This window comes from Enterobacter sp. HK-058-C-ECC (genome assembly GCF_047531125.1).
Taxonomy (GTDB): domain Bacteria; phylum Pseudomonadota; class Gammaproteobacteria; order Enterobacterales; family Enterobacteriaceae; genus Enterobacter; species Enterobacter quasiroggenkampii.
The window spans coordinates 1-16,735 of record NZ_JBLKCH010000011.1; the positions used below are offsets into that span (position 1 = coordinate 1).

The 16,735-nt window shown below is 56.0% G+C and carries 16 protein-coding genes; 1 reads left to right on the forward strand and 15 read right to left on the reverse strand.

Features of this window, described 5'->3' with window-relative positions:
- The 9 genes from rlpA to leuS all read right to left on the reverse strand — a co-directional run.
- Positions 1 to 798: endolytic peptidoglycan transglycosylase RlpA (gene rlpA / locus ACMWJS_RS18445; protein WP_414747394.1), on the reverse strand; the 798-nt coding region annotated here is incomplete at its 3' end.
- A gap of 16 nt (positions 799 to 814) precedes the next feature.
- Positions 815 to 1,927, reverse strand: a complete 1,113-nt coding sequence (gene mrdB / locus ACMWJS_RS18450; RefSeq protein ID WP_008501037.1) for a peptidoglycan glycosyltransferase MrdB — start codon at positions 1,925 to 1,927, stop codon at positions 815 to 817.
- A gap of 2 nt (positions 1,928 to 1,929) precedes the next feature.
- On the reverse strand, positions 1,930 to 3,831 hold the full coding sequence (gene mrdA / locus ACMWJS_RS18455) for a peptidoglycan DD-transpeptidase MrdA (protein WP_008501038.1): 1,902 nt from the start codon (positions 3,829 to 3,831) through the stop codon (positions 1,930 to 1,932).
- 28 nt (positions 3,832 to 3,859) lie between these two features.
- Positions 3,860 to 4,327, reverse strand: a complete 468-nt coding sequence (gene rlmH / locus ACMWJS_RS18460; protein WP_003858701.1) for a 23S rRNA (pseudouridine(1915)-N(3))-methyltransferase RlmH — start codon at positions 4,325 to 4,327, stop codon at positions 3,860 to 3,862.
- Between the two features lie 3 nt (positions 4,328 to 4,330).
- Positions 4,331 to 4,648 carry a ribosome silencing factor gene (rsfS, locus tag ACMWJS_RS18465; protein ID WP_023334893.1) on the reverse strand — a complete coding sequence of 106 codons (318 nt, stop codon included), beginning with the start codon at positions 4,646 to 4,648 and terminating at the stop codon, positions 4,331 to 4,333.
- A gap of 269 nt (positions 4,649 to 4,917) precedes the next feature.
- Positions 4,918 to 5,583 (reverse strand): nicotinate-nucleotide adenylyltransferase, encoded by a 666-nt coding sequence (nadD, locus tag ACMWJS_RS18470; RefSeq protein WP_025912714.1) that lies wholly within the window; start codon positions 5,581 to 5,583, stop codon positions 4,918 to 4,920.
- Positions 5,576 to 6,607: a DNA polymerase III subunit delta gene (gene holA, locus ACMWJS_RS18475; protein ID WP_414747420.1), complete on the reverse strand. Its 1,032-nt coding sequence runs from the start codon at positions 6,605 to 6,607 to the stop codon at positions 5,576 to 5,578. Before holA ends, nadD begins: the two co-directional genes overlap by 8 nt.
- Complete coding sequence (gene lptE, locus ACMWJS_RS18480; RefSeq protein ID WP_008501042.1) at positions 6,607 to 7,176, reverse strand: LPS assembly lipoprotein LptE; 570 nt, start codon at positions 7,174 to 7,176, stop codon at positions 6,607 to 6,609. Before lptE ends, holA begins: the two co-directional genes overlap by 1 nt.
- 14 nt (positions 7,177 to 7,190) lie before the next feature.
- Positions 7,191 to 9,773, reverse strand: coding sequence for a leucine--tRNA ligase (gene leuS / locus ACMWJS_RS18485; protein ID WP_414747395.1), 2,583 nt, complete (start codon positions 9,771 to 9,773; stop codon positions 7,191 to 7,193).
- A 214-nt stretch (positions 9,774 to 9,987) separates the two neighbouring features.
- Here leuS and ACMWJS_RS18490 point away from each other — a divergent pair, with 214 nt between their 5' ends.
- Positions 9,988 to 10,470 carry a zinc ribbon-containing protein gene (locus ACMWJS_RS18490; RefSeq protein ID WP_023617134.1) on the forward strand — a complete coding sequence of 161 codons (483 nt, stop codon included), beginning with the start codon at positions 9,988 to 9,990 and terminating at the stop codon, positions 10,468 to 10,470.
- Between the two features lie 52 nt (positions 10,471 to 10,522).
- Here ACMWJS_RS18490 and rihA read toward each other — a convergent pair whose 3' ends face one another.
- The 6 genes from rihA to lnt all read right to left on the reverse strand — a co-directional run bounded on the left by rihA (position 10,523) and on the right by lnt (position 16,730).
- Positions 10,523 to 11,461, reverse strand: a complete 939-nt coding sequence (gene rihA / locus ACMWJS_RS18495; RefSeq protein ID WP_048026958.1) for a pyrimidine-specific ribonucleoside hydrolase RihA — start codon at positions 11,459 to 11,461, stop codon at positions 10,523 to 10,525.
- Positions 11,462 to 11,581: 120 nt separating this feature from the next.
- Positions 11,582 to 12,307: an amino acid ABC transporter ATP-binding protein gene (locus ACMWJS_RS18500; RefSeq protein WP_014883001.1), complete on the reverse strand. Its 726-nt coding sequence runs from the start codon at positions 12,305 to 12,307 to the stop codon at positions 11,582 to 11,584.
- A complete protein-coding gene (gene gltK, locus ACMWJS_RS18505; protein ID WP_008501047.1) occupies positions 12,304 to 12,981 on the reverse strand; it encodes a glutamate/aspartate ABC transporter permease GltK in 678 nt (225 codons plus the stop codon). Before gltK ends, ACMWJS_RS18500 begins: the two co-directional genes overlap by 4 nt.
- A complete protein-coding gene (gene gltJ / locus ACMWJS_RS18510; protein ID WP_008501048.1) occupies positions 12,981 to 13,721 on the reverse strand; it encodes a glutamate/aspartate ABC transporter permease GltJ in 741 nt (246 codons plus the stop codon). Before gltJ ends, gltK begins: the two co-directional genes overlap by 1 nt.
- A 155-nt stretch (positions 13,722 to 13,876) precedes the next feature.
- Complete coding sequence (locus ACMWJS_RS18515) at positions 13,877 to 14,782, reverse strand: amino acid ABC transporter substrate-binding protein (RefSeq protein WP_008501049.1); 906 nt, start codon at positions 14,780 to 14,782, stop codon at positions 13,877 to 13,879.
- Positions 14,783 to 15,191: 409 nt separating this feature from the next.
- Positions 15,192 to 16,730, reverse strand: coding sequence for an apolipoprotein N-acyltransferase (gene lnt / locus ACMWJS_RS18520; RefSeq protein WP_414747396.1), 1,539 nt, complete (start codon positions 16,728 to 16,730; stop codon positions 15,192 to 15,194).
- Positions 16,731 to 16,735 lie beyond the last annotated feature (5 nt).

Here is a 16,735-nt window from a genome sequence, read left to right on the forward strand (position 1 = left end):
GGCTGGGGCTGGGGTAGGCTCACTGCCTTCCAGCACGCCCGAGGCTAAGGTCGTCGGTGCACCAAGAAAGCCGCTACTCTTTACCGGTGCGCCCGTTGAATCGTCGCTTTGCAGCGTGTCATTGCTGATTGGGCGTATTTCTCCCCCCGGCTGAGCAGGCTCGGCCGGAGAAGAGACGCTGCCCATTCCGCCGTCAAGATTTGGGCGGTCGGGCAGGGCATAGGTCTGTTTCGCCACCGTCGTACACGCGGTACCTGGCCCGGACAGCGAACCATCCTGTGCCACGATAATTGGGTCAATACGGACTTTGGTGTTGTTCGAGGTATTCAGACGATCGGCTGATGCGCGAGACAGGGAGATCACCCGGTCATTTCCGTACGGGCCGCGGTCGTTGATACGCACGACAATCATACGGCCGTTTGCCAGGTTGGTGATACGGGCGTAGCTCGGGATCGGCAGCGTTGGGTGTGCTGCCGTCAGCTGCATCGGGTCGAACGTCTCCCCGGAGGCCGTCAGGTTACTGCCTGGCTCGGCATCGTAAATGGCGGCAAAGCCCGCCTGACTGAAACGGGAAGGATCCTGAACAATTTTATAGCTTTTGCCGTCGCGCTCGTAATCCTGATTGGCACTGGCATTCAGCGGTTCATAAACGGGATCGGCACCGCTGATTTCAACGATTGGGCCATTACACACCGCAGGCTGCGGCGGCGCGACGGTTGCCTGTTGCTGACCATCATCACTTGTGCAGGCCGCAAGTAAACTTGCCGCAATGCAGATCCCCAGCCACTGCTTACGCATTCCGATCCCCTTATTTTTATACGCTTTTTGACAACATTTTTCTGTGGGTATGGATCGACATCACGATACCAAACCCGGCCATCAACACGATCAGTGCCGAGCCCCCGTAACTCACCAGCGGCAGCGGTACGCCTACCACCGGCAGAATACCACTCACCATACCAATATTTACGAAGACATAAACGAATAAAATCAGCATCAACCCGCCAGCCATGACGCGACCAAAGGTCGTTTGCGCGCGTGCTGCAATCCACAATCCCCGCATGATCAGCAGAACGTATAGCGCCAGGAGTATTAAGATGCCCACCAGCCCCAGCTCTTCCGCGAGTACCGCAAAGATAAAGTCGGTGTGGCGTTCCGGTAAAAATTCCAGCTGCGACTGCGTACCGTGCAGCCAGCCTTTCCCGCGCAGGCCGCCGGAGCCAATCGCAATCTTGGACTGAATAATATGATAGCCCGCGCCCAGCGGATCGGTTTCCGGATCGAGCAGCATCATGACGCGCTGGCGCTGGTAATCATGCATCAGGAAGAACCAGAGAATAGGGATGAACGCCGCAATCAGCACCACCGCGATGCCAATCAGGCGCCAGCTCAGGCCCGACAGGAAGAGGACAAACAGGCCGGAGAGCGCGATAAGGATTGAGGTGCCGAGGTCAGGCTGTGCCGCAACCAGCAGCGTTGGCAGAAAAATCAGCACCAGCGCGATGGCGGTATTCTTCAGAGACGGCGGACAGACGTCGCGGTTGATAAAGCGTGCCACCATCAGTGGCACGGCGATTTTGGCAATCTCCGAGGGCTGGAAGCGGACAATACCCAAATCCAGCCAGCGCTGCGCCCCTTTTGAAATGGCGCCAAACGCATCGACCGCAACCAGCAAAATAATACAGAAGATGTAGAGGTAGGGCGCCCAGCCTTCGTAGACACGTGGCGGGATCTGCGCCATCACCACCATAATGATCAAGCCCATGGCGATCTGGCCGATTTTGCGCTCCATCATTCCGATGTCCTGGCCGCTGGCGCTCCAGATAACCAGCGCACTGTAAACCAGCAGAGCCAGCAGGATCAGCAGCATGGCTGGGTCGATGTGGATTTTGTCCCACAGCGATTTTTTATTTGGATTATCCGTCATGATTATTGGTCCTCCGCCGCAGCGGCGGCCGGGTTTTCAGCCGGCAGTTCGGTGTTGTTATCACCCAGCATGATGTGGTCAAGGATCTGGCGCATGATGGTCCCTACTGCAGGCCCGGCACCGCCGTTCTCCAGAATCATTGCCACCGCGACCTGCGGGTTGTCATAAGGGGCAAACGCCGTCATCAGCTTATGGTCACGCAGACGTTCGGCAATGCGGTGCGCGTTATAGGTTTCGTTGGCTTTCAGGCCAAATACCTGCGCAGTACCGGACTTCGCCGCCACTTTGTACGGCGTCCCGGCGAAATACTTGTGTGCGGTACCGTTCGGGCGGTTTGCCACGCCGTACATACCGTCTTTCGCGATTTCCCAGAATCCGGAATGAATGTCACCCACCGGGGCTTCGTGCGGCTGGTTCCATGGCACTTTTTTGCCGTCTTCAACCGTACTCTGCAGCAGATGCGGCACTTTCACCACGCCGTCATTGATGAGGATCATCATGGCTTTGTTCATCTGAAGCGGCGTTGCCGTCCAGTAGCCCTGACCGATACCCACCGGAATGGTGTCGCCCTGATACCACGGCTTTTTAAAGCGCTTCAGCTTCCATTCGCGCGTCGGCATGTTGCCGGAGCGTTCTTCCGCAAGGTCAACGCCGGTGTAGTGTCCGTAGCCGAATTTGCTCATCCACTCTGACAGGCGGTCGATCCCCATGTCATACGCCACCTGATAGAAGAAGGTATCCGCAGACTCCTCCAGCGATTTGGTGACGTTCAGATGACCGTGGCCCCATTTTTTCCAGTCGCGATAGCGCTTATCTGAACCCGGCAGCTGCCACCAGCCCGGGTCAAACAGGCTGGTATTGCGGTTGATGACGCCAGCACTCAGTGCAGAGACCGCCACGTACGGTTTAACCGTTGATGCCGGTGGGTAAACCCCTTGTGTCGCGCGGTTCACCAGCGGCGTGTTGGGGTCATTCAGCAGACCGGAGTAGTCTTTACTGGAAATGCCGTCAACAAACAGGTTCGGGTCATAGCTTGGCATAGACACCATCGCCAGGATGCCGCCGGTTCGAGGATCGGTGACCACAACGGCTGCACGGCTGCCCGCCAGCAGGGTTTCAATATACTGCTGCAGCTTAAGGTCAAGGGTCAGATAGACGTCATGCCCCGCCTGCGGCGGTACCTCTTTAAGCTGGCGGATCACGCGGCCACGGTTGTTAACCTCAACTTCTTCATAGCCGGTTTGCCCGTGCAGGACATCTTCGTAGTAGCGTTCAATGCCCAGCTTACCGATATCATGCGTTGCGGCGTAGTTCGCCAGCTTGCCGTCTTTATCGAGGCGGTCGACGTCTTTGTCGTTAATCTTGGAGACGTAGCCAATCACATGCGTCAGCGCGGAGCCGTAGGGGTAGTAGCGACGCTTGTAACCTTTTACTTCCACGCCGGGGAAACGGTACTGGTTCACCGCAAAGCGGGCCACCTGGACTTCCGTCAGGTTGGTTTTAACCGGGATGGAGGTGAATCGGTGTGAGCGGGCGCGCTCTTTTTTAAAGGCGGCGATATCGTCGTCGTTAAGGTCAACAACGCTTTTCAGCGCTTCCAGCGTATCCTGAACATTATCGACTTTTTCCGGCATCATCTCGATTTGATAGATGGTGCGGTTTAACGCCAGCGGGGTGCCGTTACGATCGTAAATAATGCCGCGGCTGGGTGCGATAGGTACCAGCTTGATACGGTTTTCGTTGGAACGCGTCTGGTAATCGGTAAAGCGGACAATTTGCAGATTATAAAGGTTGGCGATCAGCACGCCGGTAAGCAGCAAAATCCCGGTGAAGGCGACCAGCGCCCGGCGCACAAACAGCGCGGACTCAGCCGTATAGTCGCGAAAAGAATTCTGTAGTTTCATCCGCTGCTTAATCTACCCTGGTCAGTCATTACTCGCGGTGATAGGGGTGGTTGGTAGTAATGCTCCACGCGCGATACAGGCTTTCTGCCACCAGTACCCGAACGAGCGGGTGGGGAAGCGTCAGCGCGGAGAGGGACCAACTTTGTTCTGCTGCCGCTTTGCAGGCAGGGGATAACCCTTCAGGCCCGCCAATCAACAGACTGACGTCACGACCATCCTGCTTCCAGCGCTCCAGTTCGTGCGCCAGCTGCGGCGTATCCCAGGGTTTTCCTGGAATATCGAGGGTAACGATGCGGTTCTTGCCTGCGGCAGCCAGCATCAGTTCGCCCTCTTTATCGAGAATACGTTTGATATCGGCGTTCTTGCCGCGCTTACCGGCGGGAATTTCCACCAGTTCGAACGGCATATCTTTTGGAAAACGACGCAGATATTCAGTAAAACCGGTTTGTACCCAGTCCGGCATTTTGGTGCCGACGGCGACCAGCTGCAACTTCACGCATTAACCCCAGAGTTTTTCCAGTTCATACAGGCGACGGCTCTCGTCCTGCATGACGTGGACAATCACATCGCCGAGATCGACAACCACCCAGTCAGCCGTCGCTTCACCTTCAACACCCAGCGGTAACAGCCCTGCTGCACGTGATTCCTGAACCACGTGATCGGCAATCGAAACAACATGACGCGTGGACGTACCGGTGCAGATAATCATGCAGTCGGTAATACTGGATTTACCCTTCACGTCAATCGCGATGATGTCCTGACCTTTCAGGTCATCAATTTTGTCAATAACAAAATCCTGGAGTGCTTTACCCTGCAAGTTTTCCCCCTGGGGTGAATGAGATTGTAAAACTTTGAATTCGTAGCCAGGCAGTATACCTGAACTCATGCCTGTGTCGGGACAAATGTCTCCGGCCGGGCTTTTGAAGGCGGGTATCATCCCACCCTCCGCCTGAGATTGCATCGCCATTTTTGTAAAACAATTTCTGTAAAGCAATGACTGGCGGGAAAGTCTGGCAGCGGAGAATAACAGTATGGCTTACCCTGTCAAGGCAGGATAAACAATAAGCCGCTTTTTATGCCTTCCCGCTATTCATCTGCGCTTTTCTGATACAAACCGTGCGTATGGATATAGGCCAGCACCGGTGCGGGGAGCAGATCGTCACATGCTAAACCCTGCTGTAAACGCTCACGAATGAGGGTCGCAGAGATATCGAACCACGGCGTTTCCGCCAGATAAATCTTCCCGGCAGGCTGATTGTGGAGATCTTCAACATTGGCGGTGAGATGATCTTCCAGCCACTGCTGGTACTGCGCTTCGCGCATGGTCAGCGGATAGCCAGGACGGCGGCAGACGAGCAGATGGCTGTTCTCCAGAATGGTTTCATATTTATGCCATGTGGGGAAGTTCAGCAGGGAATCCTGACCGATGATAAAAGCCAGCGGCTGGTCTGGCCCCTGTTCTGCGCGCCACTCCTGAAGCGTCTGCGAGGTCCAGGAGGGTGTGTCGCGACGCAACTCACGCTCGTCAAGCCGGAAGAGCGGCTTATCTGCGATGGCCAGGGCAAGCATCTCTTTTCGCTGCTCGCTGGTCGCCTCGGGCTGTGGGCGGTGGGGCGGGACATTATTGGGCATGATGGTAACGCGCTGAAGGCCGATCAGATTCGCCAGAATTTCAACCGGCTTCAGATGCCCGTAGTGTACCGGGTCGAAGGTGCCGCCATACAGGGCCTGTAAAGAATGCATACTATCCATCAATAAAAACGTCTGCCAGCGCCTTGTGGCAGAGCAGCAGAGAAAGGCTTTCCAGCTCCGCCCAGACCGACTGGCCGTAATCTTGCTTTAGCGTAAGCTCGGCGCGCATCAGAAGCTGTACCGCCTGGCGAAGCTGTTCATGACTGAGGCGGTTGATGGCCTCGGTGGTCAAAGCCCGGCGATTTTGCCACACCCGGTGTTTATCAAACAGCGAACGCAAAGGCGTATGGGCAGACTGACGCTTGAGCGTAATCAGCAGCAGTAATTCGCGCTGCAGGGTTCGCAGCAGAATAACCGGTTCGCTGCCTTCGAGGCGCAGCTGCTGCAGAATATGCAGGGCGCGTTTACTTTTTGCCGACAGCAGCGCGTCCACCCAGTGGAACGGCGTGAAGTGCGCCGCGTCGTTAACGGCCTGCTCGACGCGCGGCAAGGTCAGCTTGCCGTCCGGCCAGAGCAGGGAGAGTCTGTCAAGCGCCTGCGCCAGGGCCAGCAGGTTACCTTCATAGCAGTAGCAGAGCAGCTGATTTGCCGCGTCATCCAGCTGAAGGTTGTTCTGTTTCGCTCTCGCGGCGACCCATTTAGGCAGATGTGCCTGCTCAGGCGTCTGACAGGTGACCAGTACCGCGTGGGTCGCGAGTTGGGTAAACCAGGCCGCGTTTTCCTGCGCTTTGGTCAGCTTGTTGCCACGCACAATAAGGAGCAGATCGCTGTGTAAGAGGCTGACCAGCGTTGCGAGCTGCTCGTTTATCGCCGCGTTAGGGCCGTTATCCGGCAGCAGGATCTGAATTGTCTGGCGCGATGCGAACAGGCTCATCGCCTGACAGAGCGAGAAGAGGGCGTTCCAGTCGGTGTTGTTATCCAACTGGACGGTGTGATGTTCATCAAAGCCCTGCGCGGCGGCGGCATGCCGCACGGCATCCAGGCTTTCCTGAAGCAATAACGGATCGTTTCCAAGAAGCAGATACGCCGCGCGCAGCCCTTCATTGAGCTGCGCGCGGAGTTGTTCAGGATACAGCCTGATCATCATTTACCCAGAGAGTTAGCAGCAGGAAGCGTGCCATCAACCGGTTTATCAACAATGTCAGATCCTTGTTTGGTTGACGCTGCAATACTAGGCAGTTTACGGATCAGCTGTTCCGCCGCCTTGTCGTACATTTCGTTGATGATAATCTGCTGTTCGGCATCTTTAGCCAGCGCCGTCTGCGGGTTATCGAAGAACGAACGGTACACTTTCGTACTGATCGGATAGATGTCTTTACCCGGGATCAGAACTGCCGCGTTGACCGTCAACACCATTTGATACTCTGCGGTACGACCATCCTGGAAGATAGACGCGGTATCTCTCGACAGACCACTTCCTGTCACACGCAGAGACGGCACATCCTGACGCAGCGTCTGTTTCTCAACAAGCTCAACGCCGTTGAGGCGCAGCTGATTGCGAATTGCCCGGCTGAGTGGACCATTCGGATCCCCGGAATCAAAGATCATGGTTTTCATCTGAGCAGGCACCGCCGTGGTATTGCGCAGGTGCCAGCCACAGCCAGCGGTGACAAGCACCGCCAGAGATAAGAGTATTGTTGCCAGTTGTCGCACGTTTCCTCCCGCGCTTAGCCAACGACCAGATTCAGCAGTTTACCCGGTACGTAGATCACTTTACGTACGGTAACGCCCTCAAGATATTTAGCGACCAGTGGTTCCTGGCCCGCGCGCTCGCGAACCTGTTCTTCGGTTGCATCGACCGCCACGGTAATTTTACCGCGGACTTTGCCGTTCACCTGGACTACGACCAGCGTGGTGTTTTCCACCATCGCGGCTTCGTCAGCCTGCGGCCACGGCGCGTTGTCGATATCGCCTTCGCCTTTCAGCTCCTGCCACAGGGTAAAGCTAACGTGCGGCGTGAACGGGTTCAGCATGCGAACGACGGCCAGCAGTGCTTCACGCATTAAGGCACGATCCTGCTCGCAGTCCTGCGGGGCTTTCGCCAGCTTGTTCATCAGTTCCATAATAGCCGCAATTGCGGTATTGAAGGTCTGACGACGACCAATATCATCGGTCACTTTCGCAATCGTTTTATGAACATCGCGACGCAGCGCCTGCTGATCTTCAGTCAGGGCGGCGGCGTTCAGCGCCGGGGCATCGCCCAGTGAGGTGTGCTCGTAAACCAGCTTCCAGACGCGTTTCAGGAAGCGGTTTGCGCCTTCTACGCCAGACTCCTGCCACTCCAGCGTCATGTCTGCCGGAGATGCAAACATCATGAACAGACGCACGGTATCCGCACCGTAACGCTCAACCATCACCTGCGGGTCGATACCGTTGTTTTTCGACTTAGACATCTTGCTCATGCCGGTGTAGACCAGCTCATGACCTTCGGCGTCTTTGGCCTTCACGATACGGCCCTTCTCGTCGCGTTCAACGATCGCGTCAACCGGAGAAACCCAGTTACGCTCGCCGTTTGCACCGACGTAATAGAAGGCGTCCGCCAGCACCATGCCCTGGCACAGCAGCTGTTTTGCAGGTTCGTCAGAGTTCACCATGCCCGCATCGCGCATCAGCTTGTGGAAGAAGCGGAAGTAGAGCAGGTGCATGATGGCGTGTTCGATACCACCGATGTAGATATCTACCGGCAGCCAGTAGTTCGCCGCGTTGGAATCCAGCATGCCATCCTGATACTGCGGGCAGGTGTAGCGTGCATAGTACCAGGATGACTCCATAAAGGTGTCAAAGGTGTCGGTTTCGCGCAGCGCAGGCTGGCCGTTGACGGTGGTTTTAGCCCACTCAGGATCGGCTTTGATCGGGCTGGTGATGCCGTCCATGACGACGTCTTCCGGCAGGATCACCGGCAGCTGATCTTCTGGCGTTGGCATCACGGTGCCATCTTCCAGCGTCACCATTGGAATTGGCGCACCCCAGTAACGCTGACGGGAAACACCCCAGTCGCGCAGACGGAAGTTAACTTTACGCTCGCCCACGCCAAGGGAGGCCAGCTTGTCGGCGATGGCGTTGAAGCCCTCTTCGAAGCTCAGACCGCTGAACTCGCCGGAGTTGAACAAGGTCCCTTTTTCGGTCAGCGCGTGTTCGGACAGGTCTGGTTCAGAACCGTCAGCCGCCAGGATAACTGGCTTGATGGTCAGGCCATATTTGGTGGCAAATTCGTAGTCGCGCTGGTCGTGACCCGGAACGGCCATCACGGCGCCCGTGCCGTATTCCATCAGTACGAAGTTGGCGGCCCAGACAGGGATCGCTTCGCCCGTCAGCGGGTGAATGGCTTTAAAGCCGGTATCAACGCCTTTTTTCTCCATCGTTGCCATATCGGCTTCGGCCACTTTGGTGTTGCGGCATTCGTCGATGAAGGTAGCCAGTTCCGGATTGTTTTCTGCCGCTTTCTGCGCCAGCGGGTGACCTGCGGCCACGGCCAGGTAGGTCGCGCCCATGAAGGTGTCCGGACGGGTGGTGTAGACGGTCAGGGTCTGGTCGTAGTTCTCAACGTTGAAGGTAATTTCCACGCCTTCAGAACGGCCGATCCAGTTGCGCTGCATGGTCTTAACGGTATCTGGCCAGTGGTCCAGATTATCCAGATCGTTCAGCAGCTCATCAGCATAAGCGGTGATTTTGATAAACCACTGCGGGATCTCTTTACGCTCTACTTTGGTGTCACAGCGCCAGCAGCAGCCATCGATAACCTGTTCGTTCGCGAGAACGGTCTGGTCATTCGGGCACCAGTTAACGGCAGAGGTCTTCTTGTACACCAGGCCTTTTTTGTACAGCTCGGTGAAGAACTTCTGTTCCCAGCGGTAGTATTCCGGGGTACAGGTTGCCAGCTCGCGGCTCCAGTCATAGCCAAAGCCCAGCATTTTGAGCTGGTTTTTCATGTACGCGATGTTGTCGTACGTCCACGGTGCCGGCGCCGTATTATTTTTTACCGCCGCGCCTTCCGCAGGCAGACCGAACGCATCCCAACCGATGGGTTGCAGAACGTTTTTACCCAGCATGCGCTGGTAACGCGCAATCACATCACCGATGGTGTAGTTACGCACGTGGCCCATGTGTAGTCGACCAGAAGGATAGGGAAGCATCGACAGGCAGTAATACTTCTCTTTGCTCTCGTCTTCGGTTACTTCAAAGGTGCGCTTCTCGTCCCAGTGTTGCTGGACTTTTGATTCTATCTCTTCCGGGCGGTATTGCTCTTGCATGGCAGCCAGTGGTCCTGTTTTCAATACAGCTACAAATGTAGCCAATGGATGTGGTAATTCAGATCCGCATAGCATAGCCCAAACGCCCGCGTCAAAACAGCCTTTCGCACAAATGCGCTTTGCAGGAATTTACCGGGTCTGTGCTTCACCTGACAAAGCGGCGATGAAATAAGGTCTATTATTAGAAATAGTTACTTACCCGGGAGGCAAAATGATGAACAAGGTTGCTCAATTTTACCGCGAACTGGTGGCGACACTGACGGAACGGCTGCGTAACGGCGAGCGCGATATCGATGCGCTGGTGGAGCAGGCGCGTGCCCGCGTGTCGCAAACGGGTGAGTTAACGCGAACCGAAGTGGAAGAGGTGACGCGTGCCGTGCGTCGCGATCTGGAAGAGTTCGCGCGCAGTTACCAGGAGAGCCAGGAGGAGGTCACGGACAGCGTTTTCATGCGGGTGATCAAAGAGAGCCTGTGGCAGGAGCTGGCCGATATCACGGATAAAACGCAGCTGGAGTGGCGTGAAGTCTTTCAGGATTTAAACCACCACGGTGTGTACCACAGCGGTGAGGTGGTCGGGCTGGGAAATCTGGTGTGCGAGAATTGCCACCACCATATTGCGGTGTATACGCCGGAGGTTCTGTCGCTGTGTCCGAAATGCGGCCACGATCAGTTCCAGCGTCGTCCGTTTGAGCCCTAGGTAAAAGCGCAGGTTTGCGCCCTCTCCCCGTGGGAGAGGGCATCAGGCCGCACTACGCACTATAGTAAGCCAGCCTCTCCGCCAGCAAATCCACAAACGCCTCACGGTCAATATCCACCATCACCGTGGTATTCGGCTTATTTCCCGTCAGCGAGTAGTAGTCCACCACCGTCATCCCCTGGGTGTATTTCCCCTGAGTTTCGACGCCAACCCACCTGTGGACGGTGGTAAACATCTCCGGCTTTAATAGCCAGGCAATGGTGCATGGATCGTGCAGCGGCGCGCCGTGGAATCCCCATTTCTCGGCTTTGTGATACTCCATAAAGAAGTCGAGCAGCTCAGCCACGGTTGTCGCGACCGGATTACCCACGGCACGGAAGCGCTCAATGTCGTCAGCCATAATCTGCGCGCGATGGGTCACGTCCAGCCCCGCCATCACGACGGGCAAACCGGACTGGAAGACGATCTCCGCCGCTTCCGGGTCGACAAAAATGTTGAATTCTGCGGACGGCGTCCAGTTTCCTAGACCCATGGCCCCGCCCATGATGACGATACGGGCGATTTTGCTGTGCAGTTCAGGGTGGCTGTTCAGCAGCAGCGCGACGTTGGTTTGCGGTCCGGTAGCCACCAGCGTCACGGGTTCCGCGCTTTCGCGCAGCACCTTCGCCATCAGCTCCACGGCGGTGCAGTTTTGCGGCGTGAAGCCCGGCTCAGGCAGTGCCGGACCGTCCAGCCCGCTTTCACCATGCACGTTATCCGCGATAATTAACTCACGCATCAGGGGCTTGAGGGCGCCACCGGCGACGGGAATATCGGTGCGCCCGAGCAGCGTCAGCATGCGCAAAACGTTACGCAGGGTTTTATCCGGCGTCTGGTTTCCGGCGGAAGAGGTGACGGCTTTGACGTCGAGTTCAGGGGAGGCAAGTGCAAGAACGAGCGCGATCGCGTCATCATGACCCGGATCGCAATCGAAAATGATGGGTTGTGCCATAGCGTTCTCCATTCATAGCGTTATTTTGTGACAAGGTTAACGCTGCAATGTGACGCCGAATAGATAAAGAGAGCTAAAGCGTGAAGCAGTGCGCAATCCGCAGATTGCGCACCGAGAAGATTAGTGCAGGATTTTGGCGAGGAAATCTTTCGCACGTTCGGATTTCGGGTTGGCGAAGAATTCCTCTTTCGGGGAATCTTCGACAATTTTCCCTTCGTCCATAAAGATCACGCGGTTGGCCACCTTACGGGCGAAGCCCATTTCGTGGGTCACCACCATCATGGTCATCCCTTCGTGCGCCAGTTCGACCATTACGTCCAGCACTTCGTTGATCATCTCCGGATCGAGCGCCGACGTTGGCTCATCAAACAGCATGGCAACCGGATCCATGCACAGCGCGCGGGCGATCGCCACACGCTGCTGTTGGCCGCCGGAGAGCTGCGCCGGGAACTTATCGGCATGCGCAGAGAGGCCAACGCGTTCCAGGAGCTTCAGGCCTTTCTCACGCGACGCTTTTTTATCACGCTTGAGCACTTTCACCTGGGCCAGCGTCAGGTTCTCAATAATGGAGAGGTGAGGGAACAGTTCAAAATGCTGGAACACCATACCAACGTGAGAGCGAAGCTGGGCAAGATTGGTTTTCTTGTCGTTGACTTTGGTACCGTTGACGACGATCTCGCCCTGCTGGACCGGCTCCAGACCATTGACGGTTTTGATCAGCGTCGATTTACCGGAACCGGACGGTCCGCACACCACTACCACGTCGCCTTTTTTCACTTCCGTGGAGCAGTCGGTCAGCACCTGAAAGTGCCCATACCATTTAGAAACATTTTTCAGGGAAATCATTGTACCGTCCTTTTCTTCAGCCAGCTGACCAACAGCGACGCGCTTAAACTAATCACAAAATAGACCGCACCCGCAAAGAGCACCATCTCAACCTGCGTACCATCACGCTCACCGATGGTTGACGCGGTACGGAAGAAGTCTGCCAGGCTCAGCACGTAGACCAGAGAGGTATCCTGGAACAGCACGATACCCTGGGTCAGCAGGAGCGGAACCATGGCGCGAAACGCCTGCGGCAGAATAATGAGCTGCATGGACTGCCAGTGCGTCATCCCCAGCGCCAGCGCGGCGCTGGATTGCCCGCGGGAGATACTCTGAATGCCCGCACGGATAATCTCCGAGTAGTAAGCGGCCTCAAACATCGAGAACGCCACCATCGCCGAGATCAGACGGATATCGGTTTTCGGCGACAGCCCCAGTACGTTTTGCAGGAAGCCGGGCACGATCAGGTAAAACCACAGCAGCACCATTACCAGCGGGATGGAGCGGAACACGTTAACGTAGGCGGTCGCGAACCAGGCGAGCGGCTTAAAGCTCGACAGGCGCATGACGGCCAGCAGGGTGCCCCAGACGATACCGACAATAATGGCAATAACGGTGATTTTTAAGGTAATCATCAGTCCATCAAGCAGATAAGGCATGGATGGAACGATAGAACTCCAGTCAAATTCGTACATTATTTGCCCCCCATGTTGCCCGGCAGGCGAATTTTGCGTTCAACCAGGTTCATCACCAGCATGATGAAAGCGTTAATCAGAACGTACGCGAGCGTGATCGCGGTAAAGGATTCCCACGCGTGAGCGGAGTAATCCAGCAGCTTGCCCGCCTGTGCAGCCATATCGACCAGGCCGATGGTTGAGGCGATGGCCGAGTTTTTCACCAGGTTCATCATCTCGGAGGTCATCGGCGGAACGATGACGCGGTAGGCGTTAGGCAGCAGCACGTAGCGGTAGGTTTGTGGCAGGGTTAATCCCATCGCCAGACCCGCATTTTTTTGTCCACGGGGTAATGACTGAATGGCGGCACGCACCTGCTCGCAAACGCGCGCAGCGGTAAACAGCCCCAGACACATCATGGAGGAGACAAAGAACTGCACATTCGGATCCAGTTCCGACTTGAACCACATGCCAATATTTTCCGGCAGCAGTTCCGGGATAACCAGATACCAGGTAAAGAATTGCACGATCAGCGGAACGTTACGGAACAGTTCCACATAGAGGGTGCCAAGCGTTGAAAGAAAACGGTTAGGGACGGTGCGCAGAATACCGAACAGAGAACCGACAAGAAACGCGATGATCCACGCCGTTATCGATAATGCCACGGTGACCTGAAAGCCGCTCCACAGCCAGCCAAGATAGGTGGTGTTGCCGAACGGGGCTTGTTGCAGAAATATGCCCCAGTTCCAGTCGATTGACATAATAAACTCCAGAAAAAAAAGGGTAGCAGCGCTACCCTCGAAGATTGGTGAGAAGCTCATTTTTCGCGCTGAGTGGGGAACGACCACTCAACGTATAGTCTGTCCATGCTTCCCGACAATCGAGAGGGCAGGAGATCCCGCCCCTGTTGTTCTAATTAGTTAAGAGCCTTGTCATTTGGAGATTTGAACAGCGCTTTCATGTCGTCAGACAGTTCAAAATTCATGTTCAGGTTTTTAGGTGGAATCGGGTTCTTGAACCATTTGTCGAACCATTTTTCCGCTTCGCCGGAGGTCTGCACCTGAGCGATGGTGTCATCGATCAGCTTTTTGAACTGCGGATCGTCTTTACGCAGCATACAGCCGTAGGCTTCTTTCGACTGCGCGGTGCCGACGATATCCCAGTTGTCAGGTTTCTTCGCTTTCGCACGCTCGCCCGCCAGCAGGGCATCATCCATCATAAACGCGACGGCACGACCGCTTTCCAGGGTACGGAAGGAGTCGCCATGGTCTTTCGCGCTGATGATGCGCATATCCATTTTCTTCTCGTCGTTCAGCTTGTGCAGCAGCACTTCAGACGTGGTACCGGAGGTGACAACGACCGCTTTGCCTTTCAGGTCAGCGAAGTCTTTAATCTCACCGCCTTTCTTCGTCAGCAGGCGGGTGCCTACAACAAAGATGGTGTCAGAGAAGGCTGCCTGTTTCTGACGCTCGAGGTTGTTGGTGGTGGAGCCACACTCGAAATCAAAGGTGCCGTTTTGCAGCAGTGGAATACGGTTCTGTGAAGTGATTGGGATCAGCTTCACCTGCAGGTCAGGTTTGTTCAGCTTTTTCTTCACGGCTTCAACGATAGCGTTGGAGTAATCCTGTGAATAGCCCACGACTTTTTGCGTGTTGTCGTAGTAAGAGAACGGGACAGAAGATTCACGGTGGCCGACCACGATGACGCCGTTTTTGGCAATCTTGTCGAGAGTGCTGCCTGCTGCTGGCGCATCTTCAGCGTGAACCACGCCTGCAGACATTCCCATAACCAGCATTGCTGTGGCCAGTTTACGTAATTGCATACCCAACTCCTTTCTTATCAGCGCCAGAGACGCATTGATACCCATTGTGATGTTGTTATATCTCGCGCAATGCGAGTGCAGTGTTATGCAAGCTTGTTAACATTTAGTCTGGCTTAATGTAAAGATTTTGCTGCGTTATTGTTTATTTTTGCGAAGCGCGCCGCACCATTCAGAGGCAAATATCTCCCGTTGCACCGTTTCGGTGCTACCGATGATCTACGCTGGTGCGACAAAGTTGCACGTTAAGCCAAACGGCGTTTACCTGAATAAACAAAGCAATAGGCGTGCCAGAATTGAAGTCTGGAGGGAATTGTCGGGTGGCGGCTGCGCCTTACCCGACCTACGGGAACGGAAATGTTGAAGGTAGGCCGGGTAAGGCGCAGCCGCCACCCGGCAACAGAAGGGAAGGTTATTTACGACGCTGGCGCAGGCTCATCAGCACCGCGCCAAAGCCGAACAGCGCGGTCAGGATCCACAGCGGCCAGTTGCCGGTACGGGCGTATGGCGTCAGCCCCGTGGTCGGGGTGATGTGAGTGGTCAGTACCTCACGGGTGAACTGTGGGATCATGGCCTGGATTTCACCCTGCGGACCAATCACGGCGGTGATACCGTTGTTGGTGCTGCGCAATAACGGACGCGCCAGCTCCAGGGAGCGCATGCGTGCCATCTGGAAGTGCTGCCACGGGCCGATTGACTTACCAAACCAGGCATCGTTAGAGATGGTCAGCAGATAGTCCGTATCCGGGCGGAAATTATCGCGCACCTGCTCGCCGAGGATGATTTCGTAGCAGATGGCCGCCGTCAGGGCAACGCCGTGCGCGTGCAGCTGAGGCTGAACGTACGGGCCGCGGCTGAAGGAGGACATCGGCAGATCGAAGAAGGGGGCCAGCGGGCGCAGAATCGACTCCAGCGGCACAAATTCACCAAACGGCACCAGGTGGTTCTTGTTGTACCGGTCAGTGGAGTGGTAGCTGTATTCGCTGTCTTTGCCGAGCGTAATGATGGTGTTGTAAGTGTCGTAGCGGTTCTGCTGATTCAGACGCGCATCGACAATCCCGGTGATCAGTGTGCTGCCACGCGAGAGCAGCAGGTCGTTCATCATGTTGAGGAACGGCTGCTGGTTGATCTCCAGATCGGGAATGGCAGACTCCGGCCAGATAATCAGCTGCGATTTACCCATCACCTCTTCGGTAGCGTTGGCGTAGATCTTCAGCGTATTCAACAGCTCTTTCTCGTCCCACTTCATGGACTGCGGGATGTTCCCCTGAACCATGGAAACCTGCATAGCGCGCGCGGGCTCAGGCGTGAACCACTGGATATAGCGCAGCGGGAAGGGAAGAGCGAACAGCACCAGCGCCACAACCAGCGGCTTCCAGCCGCGCGTGACCAGCGCCAGGACCAACAGGCCGCTGACCACCATGAGCAGGAAGTTAATGGCCTCAACGCCCATAACCGGCGCCAGGCCTTTGAGCGGGCCGTCAATCTGACTGTAGCCGAACTGCAGCCACGGGAAGCCGGTCAGCACCCAGCCGCGAAGGAATTCCGTGATTTGCCAGACCACCGGTGCGGCAATGGCGACGCGCAGCCAGCTGGTTTTGGGCCACAGGCGAGAAAGGATACCGGCGAACAGACCGGTATAGAGCGAGAGATACGCGGCGAGCAGTACCACCAGGAAGACGTTTACCGGGCCCGGCATACCGCCAAACTGGGCGATGCTGACGTAGACCCAGTTAATACCTGAGCCAAACAGCCCCAGTCCCCAGAAGTAGCCGATAGCGGCAGCCTGTACCGGACGACGGTTCAGGGTCAGACCCTGAAGCCCCATCAGGGAGAGTATGGCCGCAGGCCAGATATCGTAAGGAGAAAAAGCCAGCGTACCGCTGGCTCCGAGTAACAGCGCCAGCAGCAAACGGACGCGCTGGCGTTCAAGCAATGGGGCAAATGCCATTTACA